We start from the raw sequence: 20,697 nt of genomic DNA on the forward strand, positions 1-20,697 counted from the left end.
AATCAATCATCAATCAAAAAATCGAGAAACATGTTTAAAAACTATATAAAAATAGCTTGGCGAAACCTACTTAAAAATAGGCAACAGACTATTATAAACTTATTGGGTCTTACCGTTGGTACGGTAAGCTGTTTAGCAATTCTTTTATATGTTTTTGATCAGTTTGGTTATGATGAGCACCATAAGGAAGCTTCTTCCATTTACAGGGTTGAAACCATAATAGAAAGGGATGGTGATGAAAATTTTGACACTGGTGCGGCATCCCCGCCTATCGCTTTTGCCCTAAAAGAAGACTTCCCAGAGGTTGACGAGGCAACACGTGTAGTTCTGGCCGATGTTTTTTATAGTAACCTGATTGGTGCCGCAAAAAGTAAGGATTCTTATTATGAGCCAAGGGTATATATTGCGGATTCAACCTTTTTTAAGGTTTTTACCTATAATTTGTTGGAAGGAAAACTAGAAACTGCTTTAAACGGGCCCAATTCCCTGGTGCTTTCATCTTCTTTGGCGGAAAAATTGTTCAGTGGTCAAAACGCTTTGGGAAAAGCCGTGACATGGGGTAGTGGTGAAGACGCACAGACTTTAACCGTGACCGGGGTTTTTGACGAAACTTATGGTAAGTCCCATTTGAACCCAAATTATATTGTAAGCATGAGTACTCCTGGAATGGGGACTTTCGTTCAAAACTTTCAGGATTTTGCAACAAATAATTTTGTGTATAGTTATGTAAAACTAAAACCTAATGTAGCCTCATATCAAGTACAAAAAAAATTGCCTGAATTCATTACCGAAAGAGGTGCCCAGGACCTTGCCAATGCCGGTATGGACAATAAGGTTTTAATATTGAAAAACGTAACCGATATCCATTTGTATTCGGCAGGAAGAAAAAATCAAATACATGAAGTCTCCAATATTAAATACCTGTATTTTTTATTGACTTTGGCATTTTTTATACAATTGGTGGCATGCATCAATTTTATTAATCTAAGTACAGCAAGGGCCAGTAAAAGAGCAAAGGAAATTGGGGTTCGCAAGGTTGTTGGAGCTGGCAAAAAAAGTTTGATGTGGCAATTTATTGGAGAGTCCTTATTATTATCGCTTTTTGCCATGCTCATCAGTATTCCTATAACCATTTTGTTATTACCGATGCTGAATGAACTTACACAGGCGACTCTCACGTACCAAAACCTTTTAAACCGGGAAATTGCTGTTATTTTGATTGCACTTGGTATTACGACGGGATTCATAGCTGGAATTTATCCAGCACTCATACTTTCCTCAATAAAACCAATTAGAGCCCTTAAAAGCGCTGTTATTCTAAAGTCTGGAAGTGGTGGTTTTAGAAAGGCCCTAGTAGTTTTTCAGTTTGTCGTGTCCATAAGTTTGGTCGCTACGGTCATCGTTGTAACACAGCAGTTCAAATTTGCTCAAAGTAAGGATTTAGGTTTCAAGAAAGATAATCTTCTAGCCCTACGCATAGGTACTGACGAAGCTTCTAGCAAGTTTGAATCCATTAAGTCGGCATTCTTGGAAATTCCAGGGGTGGTAAGCGTCTCCAGTGGTAATTACGCTCCTTCCGAAATTGTTTTATCTGATAATGGCCTCTATCTTCCAGGGGGCAATCGGGAGAACGTAAAAATCGTTAAAAGACAGGGGATTAGTGAAGGCTATTTTGAGACCTTCGATATACCTATCGTAAACGGTAGGGACTTTACCCCTTCGGATACCACGGATCAAATAATTGTAAATCAGGCTACACTACGTGCGTTTAAAATAGAGGAAGAGAATGCTTTAAGTAGTAGATTAGTGCAAAGCTTTGGTGATGAATCCTATGAAATGCGCATCGTAGGTGTAGTAAAAGATTACCATTTTGCTTCAATTAAAGATGAAATTGCCCCTCTTTTTTTACATAAGGAATCTTCTCCGAACTGGTTATTTCTTAAAACCGAAACCAAAGAGTACGGGCAATTACTGTCGGGTTTGGAACAACGTTGGAACGCCACGGTTAAGAATGTTCCTTTCGATTATAGGTTTGTAGATCAAGAAGTTGAAAGATTGTATGACGAGGAGAAACGCTTAGGGCAGATTTCATTGGTATTCACGATTTTGGCGATTTTAATTAGTTGTCTTGGCCTTTTTGGCTTGGTATCTTATGTGGCCGAACAAAAGAAAAAGGAAATAGGCATTCGTAAGGTTTTAGGAGCAAGTATCGGCTCTGTTGTGCAGTTATTGACTAAGGACTTTGTGGTTCTGGTAGGTATAGCCTTTTTGATTGCCTCACCTATAGCCTATTATTTTATGCAAAGGTGGTTGGAGGATTTTACGTATCGAATTGATATTCAATGGTGGGTGTTTTTGTTGGCAGGCGGATTTGCGCTGGTGATTACATTCTTGACTGTAGGGTTTCAATCTTTGAAATCTGCAATAGCAAACCCTGTGAAGAGTTTAAGGACCGAATAGGTCAAATACTTTTTACTCAAAAATTAGTGAACCGATAAAGCGGTTTTGTAACAGTTTGTTTTTAGACTAGTCTTTGTAAATATATTGTACATCTTTTGTCAAAATATTTTACAACTAATAAATGGGTGACTTCTGTAACTAATTAATATTCAGATGATTAATATCATGGCATGAAATTAGTCGTTGTAGAGCTAGAAGTGTTCATCAACCAGTGCCGATCGTAGTAGAAGCATCAATCAAAAAATCGAGAAACATGTTTAAAAATTATTTAAAAATTGCATGGAGAAACCTTCTTAAAAATAAGGGTTATTCGGTAATAAACGTGGGTGGACTGGCCTTGGGTATGGCCGTTACCTTGATTATTGGCCTGTGGATTCAGGACGAGCTTTCCTATAATAGCTATTTTAAAAATAAGAATAAGATAGCCCAAGTGTACCAGTCCCAGACTTTTAATGGTGAAACGGGAACGGGTCCTGCCATTCCCAGACCATTGGAAATGGCGCTTCGGGATGGGTATGGGGATAACTTTAAACATTTGATTATGTGTTCCTGGACCAATGACCATTATTTGAAATATGGTGAAAAAAGTATTTCTAGGCCAGGGAATTATATGCAGCGTGTGGGGCCGGAACTTTTTAACCTAGACATTATAAAAGGGGATAAAGATGGATTAAGGGAAATCAACTCCATTATGCTTTCCGAGTCTACGGCTAATGCCCTTTTTGGGAGCGAAGACCCTATAGGAAAGACTATTAAAGTAAGCAACGAACATGATATGAATGTTAGTGCTGTTTACAGTGATATTCCCTTTAATAACACTTTTAACGATACAGAATTTATCATTCCTTGGGAAAAATATCTGGCCAACAATGAGTGGATAAGAAATGCGGAGGACTCATGGGGTAATAATTCCTTTCAAATGTTCACGCAGATTTCGGACAATACAACGATGTCAAGTGTAACGCAGAAAATTAAGGATGTAAAGAAAACCCTAAATGAGAATTCTGCAGAGTTCAACCCACAAATTTTCCTATTTCCGATGGAGGATTGGCACCTGAGAAATAGTTTTGAGAACGGAAAACAGGTAGGTGGCCGCATAAAATATGTTTGGCTTTTTGGTATTATTGGAGCATTTGTTCTTTTGTTGGCATGTATCAATTTTATGAATCTAAGTACCGCCCGATCTGAAAAAAGGGCCAAGGAGGTGGGTATTCGTAAATCTATTGGTTCGCAAAAAGGGCAATTGATCTATCAGTTTTTAAGTGAATCTTTTTTAGTGGTCCTTTTTGCTTTTTTTGTTGCAATTTTTATTGTACTAGTATCGTTGAACGGCTTTAATGATCTATCAAGAAAGGAAATTTCATTTCCTTGGGCCAATGGTATGTTTTGGTTGGTTTCGCTAGTATTTATTTTATTCACTTCGCTATTGGCGGGGAGTTACCCGGCACTATATTTATCTTCTTTTAGACCCGTGGATGTGTTAAAGGGTTCATTTAAATCCGGAAAATATGCCGGTCTTCCAAGAAAAATATTGGTGGTGGTTCAGTTTACGGTATCCGTTGCATTCATTATAGGTACTGTAATCGTTATGCAACAGATTAATTATGCCAAAAATCGCCCCATCGGATACGATAAAGAAGGTTTGATTCAGATACCTACATTCAGTCAAGACTTTGAGGGGAAATATGATTTAATGCGAACTGAATTTATAGGTTCTGGATCGGTGGTGGAAATGTCTACTTCCAGTAGTCCTACAACCCAAATATGGTCAAATAGAAGTGGATTTACTTGGGAAGGAAAACCTGAAGGTTTTCAGGAAGATTTGGCATGGACTGAGGTTTCACCCGAATATGCAAAGTCACTTAATTTGAAAATTGTAGAGGGAAGGGATTTTTCACGGGAGTTTGCCACAGATTCCTTAGGAGTGCTTATCAATGAAACTGCAAAAAAATATTTGGGAATGCCCGATCCCGTAGGTAAACTTTTAAAGGATGATGACGAGGAGGATCCGGGGCCACCCTTAAAAATAATAGGTGTGGTACAGGACATGATTGCCCAATCTCCTTACGAACCTGTTAAACAGGGAATTTATGTGTACGATCGGTTCAATAATTCAAGTTATTATAACCTTCGGTTGAATCCCAATCAAAGCGCTGGTCAGAATTTAGCGGTAGTTGAAAGAGTGTTTAAGGAGCATTTCCCCGATATACCGTTCGAATATGAATTTGTGGATAGTCAATACGGGGAAAAATTCGCTTCGGAAGAGCGCATAGGAACCTTGTCGGGGGTCTTTACTGCTTTGGCCATCTTGATTAGTTGTCTGGGGCTTTTTGGACTTACTTCCTTTGTGGCGGAACAAAGGAAAAAGGAAATTGGAGTGCGCAAGGTGTTGGGCGCATCTATTTTCAATGTGTGGAATATGCTTTCCAAAGACTTTTTGAAACTGGTGGTAATTTCTTGTTTTATCGCTGTTCCCATTGCCTATTATATCATGAATGGTTGGTTGCAGGAATATCCCTATCGGGTAATATTAAAGTGGTGGATATTTGCTCTGGCCATGTTGGGTGCTATGGGTGTTACGGTTTTAACAGTAAGTTTTCAGGCCATTAAAGCAGCCAAGGCAAATCCCGTAAAAAGTTTACGAACGGAATAAAACAGCATTAATCGGAACAATAAAAAATAATGATTAAGAATTATCTAAAAATCGCTTGGCGAAACTTAATAAAGAACAAAGTATTCACTACGGCCAATATTGTAGGGCTGACTTTGGCTTTTACCGTAGCCATTCTTTTGGCGATGAACGCTTTGTTCGAATTGTCCTATGACCAGTTTCACAAGAATAAAGATTCCATTTATCAAGTATACGCTTCCGCTCAAACTCCAAAGGGTTCTGAGATTGCCCTATCTAAATCAGTGCCTTTTGCGCCTGCCCTAAAAGAAGAAGTACCTGGAATAAAAAACATTGCGAGGGCACTTAGCACCAATGTCTTGGTAATTTATAAAGACAAGGAATTGAATTTAGATGCAGAATATCTGGATGTTGATTATTTCTCGATATTCAGCTTCCCTGTGGTGTTTGGGAATACGAGCAAGCCTCTTCAGGATAGGAATAGCATTGCCATTACAGAAAAAGCATCTAACAAATTATTTGGTACTAAAGATGGTATTGGAAAAACCGTAAGATTAAAAATAGGAAAAGAAGAAAAACCATTTTCGGTTTCTGCGATTTTAAAAGATATTCCCAATAATAGCAGTGCTAATTTTGACATCGCCATTCCCTTTGAGAACCATCGTGAATATGATGAAAATAAAGACGATTGGGATAGCCGTAACCATTCGGTTTTTTTACAATTGGAACAGGGTGTGTCTGTTGAACAATTTGAGGAAAGCACCGTTGAATTTTCAAAGTTGCACTTTAGAGAAGAAATAGAAAGTAGGGAACGTGATGGAGCGTTGCCCGATGTCAATGGGCGTTACGTGCAGTTGAGTTTATTGTCATCTTCAGACAGACGATTTGCGTCTTTTGCAACCGGTGTGGTGCGCGTACAGCGCATCTTCCCGTATATGATATTAGGCATCGCTTTTTTAATCATTTTTATCGCATGTGCCAATTTCATAAATATGAATATTGCCTTAGGCGAAAAACGCCTTAAGGAAATAGGCATGCGGAAAACCCTAGGCGCCATTAAGGGGCAGTTATTCGTTCAGTTCTGGTTAGAGAGTTTATTGGTCTTTATGTTGTCTATTATTTTGGGTTTTATATTGAGTAATCTACTGTTAGAACCCTTTAAGACACTGTTTAATTCCGAAGCTACTTTAGCTAATTTAATGTCACCTACTATTTTACTTGGTTTTCTATTGGGTATTTTGGCCATCACTTTTATTGCAGGTGGGTACCCAGCATTATTATTGAGCAGGTTGAATACGTTAAACGCGCTAAAGGGAAAATGGGAAATGGGCAAGAATGGGTTGCGGAATGTGCTTATTGTGGTGCAATTTGTCATTGCTATTATTTTAATAAGTGGCACTTTGGTTTTTCAAGGACAGATACAGTTTATGCGTAACAAAAACCTTGGCTACAACAAAGAACAAGTGGTGTCTATTCCCTTAAACGGAAAGAAAGATAGTTATCGTGTTATAGAATTGTTACGTAACGAGTTACAAGGAAACCGAGATATCCTTAGTGTTAGTGGTGCAGATAATAACCTAGGGCGCGGTAGAGATGGTAGTGCGTCCACGAGTGTAATGGGGTTTGATTATAAAGGGCGCGGGTTACGGACTAACGTACAAACAGTTGACTATGATTTTGCCAAGACCTTAGACCTTCAATTGGTAGCAGGTAGAATGTTCAGTAGGGAATATAGTGCCGATAGTTTGAGTATGGTCATCAATGAGGCCATGGTCAAAGAATTTAATGAGACGGAAAATCCCTTGGCAACACGTGTCTATTTTAATGAGGATTCCGTAGCCTACTCGGTAATAGGGGTTATAAAGGATTATAATTTTAAGGATGTCAGTAGAAAAATTGAACCTTTAACCCTATTTCTTGACAGGAATTATGATCTATACTATGCTTACATAAAAGTGGCGCCTACGAATATTACCGAATCCTATGAAGCGATCAAGAGGGCATGGCAAACCGTGGAACCCAATGCCGAGTTTATAGGTTCTTTTTTAGATGAAAATGTGGACCGTACGTTTAGGCGGGAAAAAACAATGGCTACCATTATCACCAGTGGTTCTATTTTGGGTATTGTGCTCAGTTGTATCGGCTTGTTCGCCATGTCATTATTGGTAGTTGCCCAACGGACCAAAGAAATCGGCATCAGAAAAGTCATAGGTGCAAGTGTTTCTTCTATTACACTTTTATTGACCAAAGACTTTTTAAAACTAGTAGGTGTTGCCTTTGTTGTCGGAACTCCTATTGCTTGGTATGCTTTGGATAGGTGGTTACAAGAGTATGCGTTTCATGTTCCCTTGAGTATGTGGTTCTTTATAGGAGCGGGGTTTTTAGCCGCCTTGATTGCCTTGATAACTGTGGGAACAAGAACAATAAAAGCCGCAGCTGCGAACCCCGTAAAAAGTTTAAGAACAGAATAAGCTCGGTCAATAAAAACTGGAAATATGTATGTTTAGAAACTATTTAAAAATTTCCTTCAGAAACATATGGAAGAACAAGGTTTTTTCCTTCATCAATATTTTAGGTCTTTCCATTGGCTTAAGTGCTGCCTTTGTCATCGGGGCCATGGTATATTACGATCTTTCTTTTGACAAGTTCCATCCAGACGGTGAACGTATTTATAGAATAACGACTTCATTTAAAAGTCCAAGTGGAGAATTTTATAATGCAGGAGTAACCGTGCCCTTGGCTCAGGAATTACATAATATGGAAATGTCGGAACTAGAGTCCGTAGCACCATTTTTTACGGCATACCCACTATATGTAGAAAATCCGGAAACAGGAAATAAATTTAAAAGACCGGACTTCGTAATTTATACGGATGATTCATACTTTAAAACTTTTGAATATGAATGGCTTGCGGGAAATGAACAAAAGGCATTGCAAGCGCCTAATAAAGTCGTTCTATCCGAACAAAGAGCAAAGAAATATTTCCCAAATGAAGAGCTAACAAATATAATTGGAAAATCAATTGTATATCAAGACACCATATCCACAACGGTTTCTGGCATTGTAGCAAACTTTGAGGATCGAACGGATATTGTTTTCGAGGAATTCATTTCTTTAAAAACAGGTATCACCCAAGACATTACCAATACAATGGAATCTGGTTGGGACAACACCAACTCCGCTTCTCAGTTGTTTATCAAGCTTACAAAAAATGGAAGTTCGGCTGACGTGCAAAAAACCTTAACAAGAATAGCCAAGGAACACGATAATCCTGAAATGGTAGCTGAGGGTAGAACGAATACCTATACCATGCAACCCTTGGCCGACATTCATCTAAATCCATTGTACGGTACATTTGATTTTAATGACAGCCGAACCACAATCTCCGCTTTAAACAGTTTGCTTTTGCTGGCCGTTATTCTCATAGTTCTTGGATGTATAAATTTCATAAATTTAAATACGGCCCAAGGAATACAGAGGTCCAAGGAAATAGGAATTAGAAAAACGCTCGGAAGCTCCAGAATTCAGTTGGTATTTCAATTTTTAGGAGAAACCTTTTTGCTTACTTCCGTAGCGGCCATTCTTTCCTTCTTTCTATCCAAATGGCTATTGTTACTATTTTCTGATTTTATTCCTCAAGGACTTACATTCGATATATTTTGGAACCCATGGGTGCTTATTGGTGTAATATTTTTATTGGTTTTGGTGACTTTATTATCCGGGTTTTATCCAGCCCTTATATTATCAAAATACAAACCGGTATCTGTTCTAAAACAACAAATTATACCCAATTCAGATAAGGGAACAATGCGCAAGTATCTTACCATTTTCCAATTTGTAATCGCCCAGGTGTTTATCATTTCCACTGTACTTGTAGGTAAACAACTAAACTATGTTATGAAAAAGGACATGGGGTTTAAAACGGAGGCCATTGCCTATTTTAGAACCCCTTGGCGCGATGTCTCTTACGATAAAAGAAAACGATTTGTAAAGGAAATAAACAATCTTCCGGGTGTCACGGAAGCAGTTCTGTCCGGAAATCCTCCAGCATCTTTTACTACGATGAGTATGGGGGTTACATACCATAAGGGTGATAACGAAGTAAATTCGGATATACAGTTGTTATATGGTAATCCCGAATTTTTCAATTTGTATGATTTAAAACTGTTGGCTGGCAGAATGCCTTTAAACGATTCTATAAGAGAATACGTGGTGAACACCTCCTACTTAAAAGTTATAGGAATTAGTGATCCCATGGATGCATTGGGTAAAACTTTTAAAGCGAATAATGAGGATTTGCCCATTGTGGGTGTTATGGAAGACTTTAACCAGCATTCACTAAAATATGGTGTCTCTCCTATGGCATTTACGGGAAGCTCATACACCGATAAATGGACCCAGTTTAGAACCATTCATTTCAAATTGAGCAATTTGGAAAGAAGCGACTGGTCACAAACCATTGGTCAGATTGAAGCTATTTGGAAAGACATATATCCTGATTCTGATTTTGAATACACGTTTATGGATGACACCGTAAAACGGTTTTACGAATCCGAACGAAAAACATCTATATTACTTCAATGGGCAACGGGTTTAGCTATTCTCATCAGTTGCCTTGGTTTGTTTGGACTTGTTATTCATACAACGGAGCGGCGTATAAAGGAAATAGGTATTCGTAAAATTCTGGGAGCATCTGTGGTTCAATTGAACATATTGCTATCCAAAGAATTTTTAAAATTGGTCCTTATTGCTTTCATAATTGCTACTCCTATCGCATGGTACGGACTTAATCACTGGTTGGAAGGTTTCACCAACAAAACTGGGTTAAGCTGGTGGATTTTTGTATTGAGCGGGTTATCGATGATGTTTATCGCATTAGTAATCATGAGTGTAAAAACAGTATCCTCTGCAAATACAGACCCAGTTAAAAACCTGAGAATAGAATAGCGTCATTTTCTTTTAAATCCTACGTTCTTAATCAATGTATTGTCAACATATTTTACATTTTTTGTAAAAATGTTAGACAGTGACGAATACTTGTTTAATTATAATTAATTCATTTTCAAATTGTTAATCTTTTGGCATGGTAATCGATTTCTATATAATCCAGCAAGACTAGAATAATCATATCATTACTTTGCATCAATCAAAAAATGAAAAATCATGTTTTACAATTATTTAAAAACCACGTGGCGTAGTCTTCTTAAAAACAAAACTTTTACAATTCTAAACGTCTTTGGATTGTCCGTTGCTTTCGGTGTTGCCATTCTATTGTCCATGGCGGGTTTTTTTGATTTATCATATGATAAATTTCATACCAATGCCCAGGATATTTATAAGGTCTACTCCGTATGGCAAAACCCTAAAGGCCCTCAAGTAAGCGTAAGCCATGCCGCTCCATTAATGCCTGCTCTAGTGGAAGAAGTGCCGGGTATAAAAAAGGCTACCCGCCATTTGCAGCAGGAAGCGGTACTTACCTATGACGAAAAAGAAATTAATATGGATGCCATTTGGGTCGATGCAGATTTCTTCGAAATGTTCACGTTTCCCGCTATTTCTGGAAAAATAGACAATCCTTTGGAAAACCAATCCGATATAGTCATTACCGAAGGAACGGCCAAAGCATTGTTCGGGACTGAGGATCCCATTGGCAAAACGATACAAATTCTTATTAATGGCAGAGACCAGCCTTTTACAGTTGGAACCGTTGTTGGAAATACACCATCGCAGAGTATATTGGATTTTGAAGTTGCCGTTCGGTTCGAAAAAGATGCAGAATATTTAGAAAATAAAAATGAATGGGGTGCAAGATATCATGATGTATACGTGCAATTGTCTGAGAATGTGGAATCAAGCGAGTTTGATAAGGCAACCCGTTCCTTGGTCAGCAATAATTTTGAAGAAAGAATAGCTAATGCCAAGCGCGATGGTGCCCAGCCGGATGCCGATGGTCTTTATTATAAGTTTGAGCTTTTACCTTTATTGGATGAAAATTTTGCGACGTTCCGAAATGGATATGTCGAAGTGAGTCGAGGTAATGCCTATTTAGTATTGGGTGTTGCTTTTTTAATTCTTTTTATCGCTTGCGTCAACTTTATTAATATGAGTATTGCTCGAAGCGGGCAAAGGTTAAGAGAGATTGGCATGCGTAAAACACTGGGAGCAAGACGCAAACAGCTTTTTTTTCAATTTTGGACCGAAAGTGTACTTGTATTTGTTTTTTCCGTTGGAATCGGTTTAATGATAAGCGCTTTGTTGATTGATGAATTTAAAACAATTTTTAGAACGGATGTCTCTTTTGGACTGGTCTTGACTCCAATAAATATCTTATTTTTTGTATTTGCTATTCTCATAATAACCTTAATAGTAGGAGGGTATCCAGCTTTACTTTTGAGTAAAATGGGAACCATTCAATCTTTAAAAGGAAAATTGGATGTCTCCGGTAAGAATAGGGTTAGGGATGCTTTAATGGTCTTACAGTTCGGGATTGCCATTTTAATGATAACAGGGACATTGGTTTTGCATAGTCAGTTGGATTTTATGCGTAATAAAGACCTTGGATTTAATAAAGAACAAGTACTTTCCTTTCCATTGGACGGTAAAAAGAATAGCTATGATGCTTTGGAACTATTACGAAATGAATTAGCTGGTAATCCGGACATCCTAGAAATTTCGGGAGCCGACAATAATCTAGGATATGGAAAAGATGGTAGTGTTTCAAGTAGTATGTTCGGTTTTGAATACAAGAACAGGATAATCAATACAAACTATTTGACGGTCGATTATGACTACGTAGAAACATTGGATTTGGAACTAGTAGCTGGTAGGAACTTTAACAGGGAATTCGCAAGTGACAAGTCTGGGGCAGTTATCAATGAGGCGATGGCCAAAGAGTTTGGGGAAGAGGACCCGTTGACGGCATATATTAGTTTTAATGATTCATTACGCTTTCCGGTAATAGGAGTAGTCAAAGATTACCATTTTGAAAAATTGGATAAGACCATAGCACCCATCACCATGATGATGAGTCGTGATTATGATTTGTACTATGCTTACGTTAAAGTAGCCCCGGTCAACTTGGCAAAGTCCTACGATGCCATCAAAAGTGCTTGGGCGAAGATTTCTCCCAATTCTAAATTTTTAGGTTCGTTTTTGGATGAAAACATAAACAGGACCTTTAGAAAAGAGGAGCGGGTGACCACTATGATCACAAGTGGATCCATACTTGCAATTGCCTTGAGTTGTATAGGTCTTTTTGCAATTTCGCTATTGATTGTTAATCAACGCACCAAAGAAATTGGTGTTAGAAAAGTAATAGGTGCCAGTGTGGCCAATATTGCTTTTTTATTGACGAAGGACTTTTTGAAATTAGTTGGGGTATCATTTTTAATTGCATCCCCATTAGCTTGGTGGTTTATGAAGGAATGGTTGGAGAATTATCCGTTTAAAATTGACCTTAGTCCCATATTTTTCCTTGGAGCTGGGTTGTTAGCGGCCGTAATAGCTTTGTGTACAGTTGGTGCCAGAACGATTAAAGCTGCGATGGGAAATCCAGTAGATTCATTAAGACAAGAATAGCTAAAATTTTAATTGAGCTAATGTCCGTCCTTGGTCAAAAGAACTAAAAAATGCTTTGAATACCGTCTTAATCGAATATTTCTACTGTAGAACCGAAAAACGTACCATTACTGCATAAACTCCCGTTTTTTAAAGAACGGAAAATTGGGTGATGATACCCAATTAAAAAAATAACCTTGCTTCCCAAAGGCAAGTTTATGAAACCTACTTACGTTTATGCTACTAAAAGAACAGCTGATATCAATTGGGGCTACTTTTATATTTCTCCTTTGTGGTATTTCTACTGCCACAGCTCAAGTACAAATTGGTCCGGACTTTGAAGAATCGACTTCTATAAGAGCAAATGCTTTTATGTATGTCGCAGGAGATACAACCAGTACTATTGAATACATTCTCGAGAACCATAATGCGCTTTCTTTTAAGCCAATGGCGGACTATAAAACCAATTATGGCTTTACAGAAGACCAATTATGGGTAAAATTCGACTTGGAAAACAATACGAATGAGGAATTTCATGCTTATTTGGAAACGGCAAGGCCGATTACGGATGTTGCCACACTCTATTTAATTGATAACATTGGAGAAATAATAGAACAGAAGAGTGGAGACCTCATTCCTTTTGATGAAAAAACCGTTCGCAATCGGAAGTCTATTTTTAATATAGAAATTGCTCCAAAGCAAAAGATTACGGTATTTGTTCACCTTAAAAGTGATGGAGAGGTTTTAATGCTCCCTTTAAACTTAATTGATAAAGAAACGTTTTTGGAAGCCACCTATAAAGAACAAATGTTCTATGGTCTGTTTTACGGCATACTATTTATGGCGTTCCTGGTCTATCTGTTTTTTTATTTCGGTCTTAGGGATATTGCCTTCGCATATTATAGTCTTTATGTGTTCTTTATAGCAATGATGCAATTTTCTTTAGATGGTTTTTTTCATCAGTATATAACGCCTAATGGAGGTTGGCTGTCCAATCATTCCGTATTGTTATCGGCGTTGTTGTCTCTTCTATTCTTTGTTAAATATGGAAGTGAATTTTTGGGAATTAAGAAACGGAACAAAATTTTACATTACTCCTATGAGGGAATGTGTGTTACCGTTTTAGTAGCTATAGGGGCTTTGGTATTGTTCCCAAGCCTATTATCGGCTTCTTATCCAATAGCGAATGCAATAGGTTTAATAGTGCTGGTCCAAACGTTGACTACTTTGGCGTATTATAGAAAGAAAGGGATATCAGTTGATATAAGTTTTGTTATGGGTATCTCGTTTTTAGTCTTTGGTTTTATTGTTTTTATACTAAACAACTTCAATGCTGTTGAGAATTCATTTTTTACGGACAATGGTGCCAAATTCGGAATAGGATTGGAAATAATGTTCCTTTCAATTTCCATGAGCAAAAGAATACGAACCCTACGTATGGAAAATGATAGAAACCAATTACTGGCATTACAGCGTTCTGAGGATATGAATGAAATTAAATCATCTTTTATTTCCAATATCAGTCATGAACTTAGAACTCCCTTAAATCTTATCATGGGCGTTGCCAACTCTTTAGATGGACATAATGAAAAAACAGAAATAGAGGAGAAAAGTAAATTAATTCTAAATTCTTCGGAAAATCTTTTGGGATATATAAATGACATTCTAGATTTTACAATTATTGAAAAAGGAAATCAAGAATTAAAAAACTGGCCCTTCGATTTGGAAACTTCTCTAAAGAAGGTCTTTAGCGAAAACCAAATAAAGGCTGAGCATAAAAAATTGGACTTTACCTATAACTTACCCAGTGACCTTCCTAAAGGTATTATAGGTGATAGAGCCAAAGTAATCAAGATTATAGAGCATTTATTGGATAATGCAATAAAGTTTACTAGCAGTGGTACAGTAAGCTTTAGTTTGAGCTATAAGATTTTGGAAGGAAAAAAACTTTGCTTGGATTTTGAGGTAAGCGATACAGGGACGGGCATTTCTAAAGAAAAGATGAGTACGGTTTTCGAGGCTTTCACTAAAAAATCTTTTTTGGATAAAAGGGAGTTCAGCGGTTTGGGGCTGGGACTTTATATTGTAAAAACGTATGTTGATTTACACAATGGTGATATTTCCGTAAGAAGAAACAAAGAAGGAGGAACTAAATTCTCTGTTCATCTTGAAATGGGTTATGCCCCCGAATTGGACATCTCAAAGGATGGTAAGGATTACCGGAAAGAAATTAATTTAGAAGGAATTAATATCTTATTGGTGGAAGACAATAAAATGAATCAACAGGTAATTAAGTTGATTGTAAAAAAATGGAAAAACGCCATATTGACTATTGCTAATAATGGAAAGGAAGGTTTAGAGCTATTGGCTCAAAATGATTTCGATATTGTATTGATGGATTTACAAATGCCTGTGATGGATGGTTTTGAGGCAATAGCGATGATTAGGGGTGGAATGGTATCAGATGAAAAAACAGACATTCCCATCGTGGTTCTAACAGCGGATAGTACCGAGAAAACAAGAAAGGAAATATTCCGTCTAGGGGTAAATGATTATGCTACAAAACCTATAAGTGCAGAAGTTGTTTATAAAAAGGTTACAAATAATTTAAGGAAAGTCATATAGTTTAGGGGGTGTAACTCATTTATCCCCAAACCTAGAGAACATCTCTAATCCTGATTTCTGTATTGTTGACCTATTAAGTGTAAAAATTTTATACATTGCTTGTAAAATAATTTTACCATCAAAAGGCGAATTATTTTTTAAATAATTAAAAATCAATTAATTATGTTTTTGGTACAATAGTGGTTAAACTTTTAGTTATAACACCACTTACATAAAGTATAATCAAGCTAAACTTATGTTACTACAACTAAAGAATATTTTTAAATGGGTCAACTCCGGCGGTCAACGTGTCTTTCTTTTAAAAGATATTAATTTGGAGATTAATGAGGGCGAATTCATTTCTGTAATGGGTCCTTCCGGATCTGGGAAATCCACCTTATTGAATGTCATAGGAATGTTGGACACATTTGATGAAGGGGAGTATAATTTTCTGGATGAATCTGTACATAATTTAAAGGAGAAGCACCGTTCCAACCTTTATAAGGAATATATAGGGTTTGTTTTTCAGTCCTACCATTTATTGGATGATTTAACTGTTCAGGAGAACTTGGAAATGCCATTATTGTACAAAAAGTTCAAGGGTTCTGAACGTAAGGCCATGGTGGCGGATATGTTGGACCGCTTCAACATTGTAGGCAAAAAAGATTTGTTTCCTTCGCAACTGAGTGGTGGGCAACAGCAATTAGTAGGAGTTGCCAGAGCACTGATCGCAAACCCAAAGTTAATTCTAGCGGATGAGCCAACTGGAAATCTGAACTCGCAACAGAGTGAGGAAATTATGGAGTTGTTTAAAAAATTGAACGAGGAAGATGGGGTCACCATTATTCAAGTGACGCATTCTGAAAAAAATGCGGCCTATGGTTCCCGAATCATCAATTTATTGGACGGGAGAAAGGTTTAATTTGTATTATTATTTCCATTCCTTTAATCCATTATTGGAAACTTTATAGAAATATGGTCTTTGTTTCAAATTCTCATGTAGTTCGACCTTTTCCTTAATGAGCTTCCAACTCTTTAAAATCAAATGAACTTTTTCTGAATATTTTTCGCTGCCAAAGCTTAAAGCAAAAACCGATACTTTATGACGTTTCAGCAATTTAATATGTGCTTTAAGGGCCTTTCTATCAAACGTTACCAAAACTCCTTTCTTTTTTGAAATCTTTGGAATTAGATTAGGATCTTTAATGCCTGGTTTGAATATTCTTCTTGTCGGACTTACACTGTGCTTACCTTCTAATTTTTCGATTAGATTCAATGCGTCAGGAATATTATTGTCGAAATTCTCGTCAAAGAAAAACTCCATTAAGCAGATTGATTGTAATAGGAAATCGCATCATTTATAGTCTCATAATTGAGATTGTAAATGTTTGAAATTAACTCCTTGCTATCTCCTGCGTTGTACATTTCAGCAACACTTTGGACGAGAATATTTGTGTTTTTTATTGTTGGCTCGCCAAACTGATGTTCAGGATCTATTATAATAGATTTTTCTTTTCCTAATGGATAATAGGATTTTGCAATATTTTTCGAGTTATACTCGATTTTCTTACAAAAAGGAAGGACTATGCCTTTGATTGCAGTTTGCTTGGATTCATCTGCTTTTATTAAATCCTTGCTATCTAATTCAAAAAGAATATCAGATCCAGAAATCAATATTTCATGATGAGCAAACGGATAGGGCGTTTTTAATTCTTTGGAAAGAAATTCATGCGCTTTGAAAGTTGTTGGATATTTAATACCGTGTTCATGTAGAGTGAAAAAAATTTTTATTTCAACAAGGCTTAAAAAATTTACAGCTTTATGACCTTCAATATCCAATAAATACTTATGATTTGATGAATCTTCGAGTTTATAGTTATAATAATAATTGAAAATATGCGAAATCTTATTCTTCTTAATTTTAAGAATATCGGAAATGCTTGTAATTGTATATATACCAGCTCCTAGTTCAAGTTTTTCGCGTACCATCGTTATCTCAATATTATAAATAGTGACTTGTTATAGATTGTTGCCATTATCAATAACTAATTTTGTATCAATTAATTGCTTTAATTGATTTACTTCTAATATAATGTATAGTTTAGTTATTTTTTGTTAAAGAATGCAAATTTAAGATATTAATCCATGTACCCTTCTGGATGCATTTCATCAAATTCCGTGTTTTCTTGAAAGGCTTTTGCCAATAGAAGAATACTGGCCTCGTCATAGAGATTCCCTACCAAAGTGATGCTGGTGGGGTGTTTGTCCTTGTCCAACCCGGTTGGAATGGCGATTACAGGGTGTCCCGTTAAATTCGTAATGACCAACTGTCTATTGCCAAAGGAAGGAGAGATGATGACGTCGTAATCCTTGATCAATTGGTACATTTTTTCTATTAATACTTCCCTGTGTCTATTGGCCTGTAAGTATTCCACTGCGGGAATAAATCGCGCTTGCCGTAGGGAATTTGCCCTGGACCGTTGGTCTTGTTCCACCATTTTATCAACATCTGACGAAAGCACTAAATCATCAAAAAATGCTCCAGCCTCTGCCCTGAGAATAATGTCGAAGCTACTAAAAGGGAGATCTTCCGGTAATTTTAAGGAATCCATTTTAATCCCCATTTTTTTGAATATTCCTAGGGCTTTTGTCAAATTGTCTTTGGATTTGGAAGTATCCTTATCGATGTCTTCTTTCAAATATCCAATTTTAAGTGTACGGACATCTTTGTTTTTGTCAAACCCAAAAGGATAGTCAGTGGTTGTTGGGTCTTTGGGGTCTTTTCCAGATATGATGCTGTAAACAATAGCACAATCTTGGGCATTTCGGGCCATAGGACCAATTTTATCCATGGACCAACTTAAACTCATGACCCCGTACCTGCTTACCCTTCCATAGGTAGGACGTAAACCTGTAATGCCATTTCGGTTACTTGGTGAGGTAATACTGCCCAATGTCTCCGTACCAAGGGCAAAGGGAACTAAACCTGCAGAGGTTGCTGAACCTGAACCCGCAGAAGAACCGCTGGCTCCTTGTTTGGTATCCCATGGGTTTTTGGTTTTTCCTCCAAACCAAACATCTCCCCGTGCCAGTGAACCGGATACCAATTTAGCAATTAAGACGCCCCCGGCTTTCTGTAACCTTTCAACAACCGTAGCGGTCATATCAAACTGTTGGTTTTTATAAGGTTCTGCTCCCCATGTAGTTTTGTAACCTTCAACGGACATAAGGTCCTTTACTCCATAGGGAATTCCATGTAAAATGCCCCGGTATTTTCCTGTTGTCAATTCTTCATCCATTTTTTGGGCCTGATTCATAGCCAGTTCCTCCGTAATGGTAATGGTCGATTGTAGGACATCGTCGTATTTTTTTATTCTATCAATGAAGAATTGAGTCAATTCAACAGAAGTGATTTTTTTGTTCTTTATCAATGAAGCGAGTTGAGGAATTGTGTAAAAAGCAAGCTCCGATTTTTTGGTAGGTAATTCCACATCATTAGGAATTTCCCAAGATGGGAAATCGGCTTGCGGTTTGGGAGTGAAATTAAGGGGTAGGGGATCAAATTTTAATGCAGGAAATACCGTGTAATCCAAATCATATTTCCTCAAAGAATCGAATCCTTTTCTATTTCGTTGCAAATAAGGATATAGAGTGTCTATCTGTTTGTTTGTAAAGGAAAGTCCCACTAATGCCTGACTTCGTTTTACATCTTTTTTGGAGAACTTTTTTGCCCCACCGCAGGAACTTAGAAAAAAAGTCAAAATAACTGAAACTAAAACAATGTGTTTACCAGAAAAGGACTTTCGCATTTAATAAGGAATTGGTTGGGTTCTAAAATACTACAATTAGGTCTTTTTAAACCTTATTTACAGTACAAAAAGGGATAATAAATGACTTTTTGACTTTTTGTTAAAATAAATAGTTCCTATTGTTTTATCTTCAATTTCAATGTTATGGCTTCTTAATCTCATACCTAAGGACTATCTTTGTTGTTTAGAATGAATATACATAATGAAGATAGATAAAAAGGAGGTTTTAAAGGCTTTGGAGACCATTACAGTTCCTGGTGAAGGCCAGAATATGGTAGAAAGTGAGGCAGTAAGAAATATTCAAATATTTGGTGATGAGGTAGAAGTGGATATTACCATAAAAAACCCTAGCCTGCAGGCAAGAAAAAAAACCGAAGTTGAAATATTGAAGGCTATTCATAGGGAAGTTTATGCGAAGGCCAAAATAAAGATCAATATTAAGGTCGATGCTCCTGCTAAACCTACCAAAACGAATGAAATAAAAGGAAAACCGATTCCTGGAATTCAAAATATAATTGCCGTAGCTTCTGGAAAGGGAGGAGTTGGAAAATCGACGGTTACTGCAAATTTAGCCGTAACCTTGGCCAAAATGGGATTCAAAGTAGGTCTTTTGGATGCTGATATCTATGGGCCTTCCATGCCTATTATGTTCGATGTGGCTCAAGAAAAACCTTTAGCGGTAAATGTGGATGGCAAATCCAAAATGAAACCTGTAGAAAACTATGGGGTAAAACTACTTTCCATCGGGTTTTTTACGCAACCCAACCAAGCCGTAATTTGGAGGGGGCCTATGGCCTCAAAGGCATTAAACCAAATGATTTTTGATGCGCATTGGGGCGAAATCGATTTTATGCTATTGGATTTACCACCGGGAACAGGGGATATACATTTAAGTATTATGCAATCAATGCCTGTAACGGGTGCTGTCGTGGTAAGTACACCCCAAGAAGTTGCGCTGGCCGATGCAAGGAAGGGAGTGGCAATGTTTCAACAAGACTCTATAAACGTTCCCGTTTTAGGAATTGTAGAAAATATGGCCTACTTTACTCCTGCAGAACTTCCAGATAACAAATATTATATTTTTGGAAAGGAAGGTGCTAAATACCTATCGGAAGATTTAAAGGTGCCCTTTTTAGGAGAAATTCCATTGGTACAAAGTATCAGGGAGGCAGGTGACGTTGGTAGACCGGCTGCTTTACAGACCGCCACACCCATAGAGGCTGCGTTTGAGGAACTCACAAAGAATGTGGTGCAACAAGTAGTTAATAGAAATAAAAATATTCAGCCTACGGAGGCGATTAAGATAACAACAATGGCAGGCTGTTCTGCTGTTAAAAAGAAGTAGTTATGACAACAATGACTTCGGACGATTTAAAAGAAAAAGTAGAAAAGGCATTGGATGAAATACGTCCCTTCCTCCAAAGTGATGGTGGAGATATTTCCCTTATTTCTATTGACAATGGCAACTCAGTCAAGGTAAGATTACATGGCGCTTGCGTAGGGTGTACCGTGAATCAGATGACCTTGAAGAGCGGGGTAGAAATGACCATTAAAAAATATGCCCCTCAAATAGAAGAAGTTGTGAATGTTGAATAACAACCTGATTAAAATCATAATTTTTAAACTTTCCCAAGAGTA

General features: G+C 37.3%; 12 protein-coding genes. 9 read left to right on the forward strand and 3 right to left on the reverse strand.

The genetic code is table 11. From position 1 onward, the window contains the following. Positions 1–30 precede the first annotated feature (30 nt). The 7 genes from PP182_RS06055 (at position 31) to PP182_RS06085 (ending at position 16,172) form a co-directional block, all read left to right on the forward strand. Positions 31–2,460, forward strand: a complete 2,430-nt coding sequence (locus PP182_RS06055) for an ABC transporter permease (RefSeq protein ID WP_272650441.1) — start codon at positions 31–33, stop codon at positions 2,458–2,460. Positions 2,461–2,713: 253 nt separating this feature from the next. Continuing rightward, a complete protein-coding gene (locus PP182_RS06060; protein WP_272650442.1) occupies positions 2,714–5,113 on the forward strand; it encodes an ABC transporter permease in 2,400 nt (799 codons plus the stop codon). 29 nt (positions 5,114–5,142) lie between these two features. Continuing rightward, positions 5,143–7,560 (forward strand): ABC transporter permease, encoded by a 2,418-nt coding sequence (locus PP182_RS06065; RefSeq protein WP_272650443.1) that lies wholly within the window; start codon positions 5,143–5,145, stop codon positions 7,558–7,560. Positions 7,561–7,588: 28 nt separating this feature from the next. After that, on the forward strand, positions 7,589–10,036 hold the full coding sequence (locus PP182_RS06070) for an ABC transporter permease (RefSeq protein WP_272650444.1): 2,448 nt from the start codon (positions 7,589–7,591) through the stop codon (positions 10,034–10,036). 216 nt (positions 10,037–10,252) lie between these two features. Further along, positions 10,253–12,667, forward strand: a complete 2,415-nt coding sequence (locus PP182_RS06075) for an ABC transporter permease (protein WP_272650445.1) — start codon at positions 10,253–10,255, stop codon at positions 12,665–12,667. 216 nt (positions 12,668–12,883) lie between these two features. Beyond that, positions 12,884–15,271, forward strand: coding sequence for a hybrid sensor histidine kinase/response regulator (locus tag PP182_RS06080; protein ID WP_272650446.1), 2,388 nt, complete (start codon positions 12,884–12,886; stop codon positions 15,269–15,271). 235 nt (positions 15,272–15,506) lie between these two features. Beyond that, the gene (locus PP182_RS06085) at positions 15,507–16,172 is read left to right on the forward strand and encodes an ABC transporter ATP-binding protein (RefSeq protein WP_272650447.1); all 666 of its coding nucleotides are present in this window, start codon (positions 15,507–15,509) and stop codon (positions 16,170–16,172) included. 9 nt (positions 16,173–16,181) lie between these two features. Here PP182_RS06085 and PP182_RS06090 read toward each other — a convergent pair whose 3' ends face one another. From PP182_RS06090 to PP182_RS06100, 3 genes are all read right to left on the reverse strand, one after another. Then, complete coding sequence (locus PP182_RS06090) at positions 16,182–16,574, reverse strand: hypothetical protein (RefSeq protein WP_094997175.1); 393 nt, start codon at positions 16,572–16,574, stop codon at positions 16,182–16,184. Then, positions 16,574–17,239: a DUF433 domain-containing protein gene (locus PP182_RS06095; protein WP_272650448.1), complete on the reverse strand. Its 666-nt coding sequence runs from the start codon at positions 17,237–17,239 to the stop codon at positions 16,574–16,576. Before PP182_RS06095 ends, PP182_RS06090 begins: the two co-directional genes overlap by 1 nt. Positions 17,240–17,388: 149 nt before the next feature. Beyond that, complete coding sequence (locus tag PP182_RS06100) at positions 17,389–19,059, reverse strand: amidase (protein ID WP_272650449.1); 1,671 nt, start codon at positions 19,057–19,059, stop codon at positions 17,389–17,391. Positions 19,060–19,261: 202 nt separating this feature from the next. Here PP182_RS06100 and PP182_RS06105 point away from each other — a divergent pair, with 202 nt between their 5' ends. Further along, positions 19,262–20,404, forward strand: a complete 1,143-nt coding sequence (locus PP182_RS06105; protein WP_272650450.1) for an Mrp/NBP35 family ATP-binding protein — start codon at positions 19,262–19,264, stop codon at positions 20,402–20,404. Positions 20,405–20,415: 11 nt separating this feature from the next. Next, complete coding sequence (locus tag PP182_RS06110) at positions 20,416–20,655, forward strand: NifU family protein (protein ID WP_272650520.1); 240 nt, start codon at positions 20,416–20,418, stop codon at positions 20,653–20,655. Positions 20,656–20,697: the final 42 nt, after the last annotated feature.

Source organism: Maribacter sp. PR1, assembly GCF_028464145.1.
Classification (GTDB): domain Bacteria; phylum Bacteroidota; class Bacteroidia; order Flavobacteriales; family Flavobacteriaceae; genus Maribacter.

Coding starts and splice junctions, on each gene's coding strand:
- PP182_RS06055 (WP_272650441.1), top strand. CDS start 31: ATGTTTAAAAACTATATAAAAATAGCTTGGCGAAACCTACTTAAAAAT.
- PP182_RS06090 (WP_094997175.1), bottom strand. CDS start 16,574: ATGGAGTTTTTCTTTGACGAGAATTTCGACAATAATATTCCTGACGCA.
- PP182_RS06070 (WP_272650444.1), top strand. CDS start 7,589: ATGTTTAGAAACTATTTAAAAATTTCCTTCAGAAACATATGGAAGAAC.
- PP182_RS06075 (WP_272650445.1), top strand. CDS start 10,253: ATGTTTTACAATTATTTAAAAACCACGTGGCGTAGTCTTCTTAAAAAC.
- PP182_RS06110 (WP_272650520.1), top strand. CDS start 20,416: ATGACTTCGGACGATTTAAAAGAAAAAGTAGAAAAGGCATTGGATGAA.
- PP182_RS06105 (WP_272650450.1), top strand. CDS start 19,262: ATGAAGATAGATAAAAAGGAGGTTTTAAAGGCTTTGGAGACCATTACA.
- PP182_RS06085 (WP_272650447.1), top strand. CDS start 15,507: ATGTTACTACAACTAAAGAATATTTTTAAATGGGTCAACTCCGGCGGT.
- PP182_RS06060 (WP_272650442.1), top strand. CDS start 2,714: ATGTTTAAAAATTATTTAAAAATTGCATGGAGAAACCTTCTTAAAAAT.
- PP182_RS06080 (WP_272650446.1), top strand. CDS start 12,884: ATGCTACTAAAAGAACAGCTGATATCAATTGGGGCTACTTTTATATTT.
- PP182_RS06100 (WP_272650449.1), bottom strand. CDS start 19,059: ATGCGAAAGTCCTTTTCTGGTAAACACATTGTTTTAGTTTCAGTTATT.
- PP182_RS06065 (WP_272650443.1), top strand. CDS start 5,143: ATGATTAAGAATTATCTAAAAATCGCTTGGCGAAACTTAATAAAGAAC.
- PP182_RS06095 (WP_272650448.1), bottom strand. CDS start 17,239: ATGGTACGCGAAAAACTTGAACTAGGAGCTGGTATATATACAATTACA.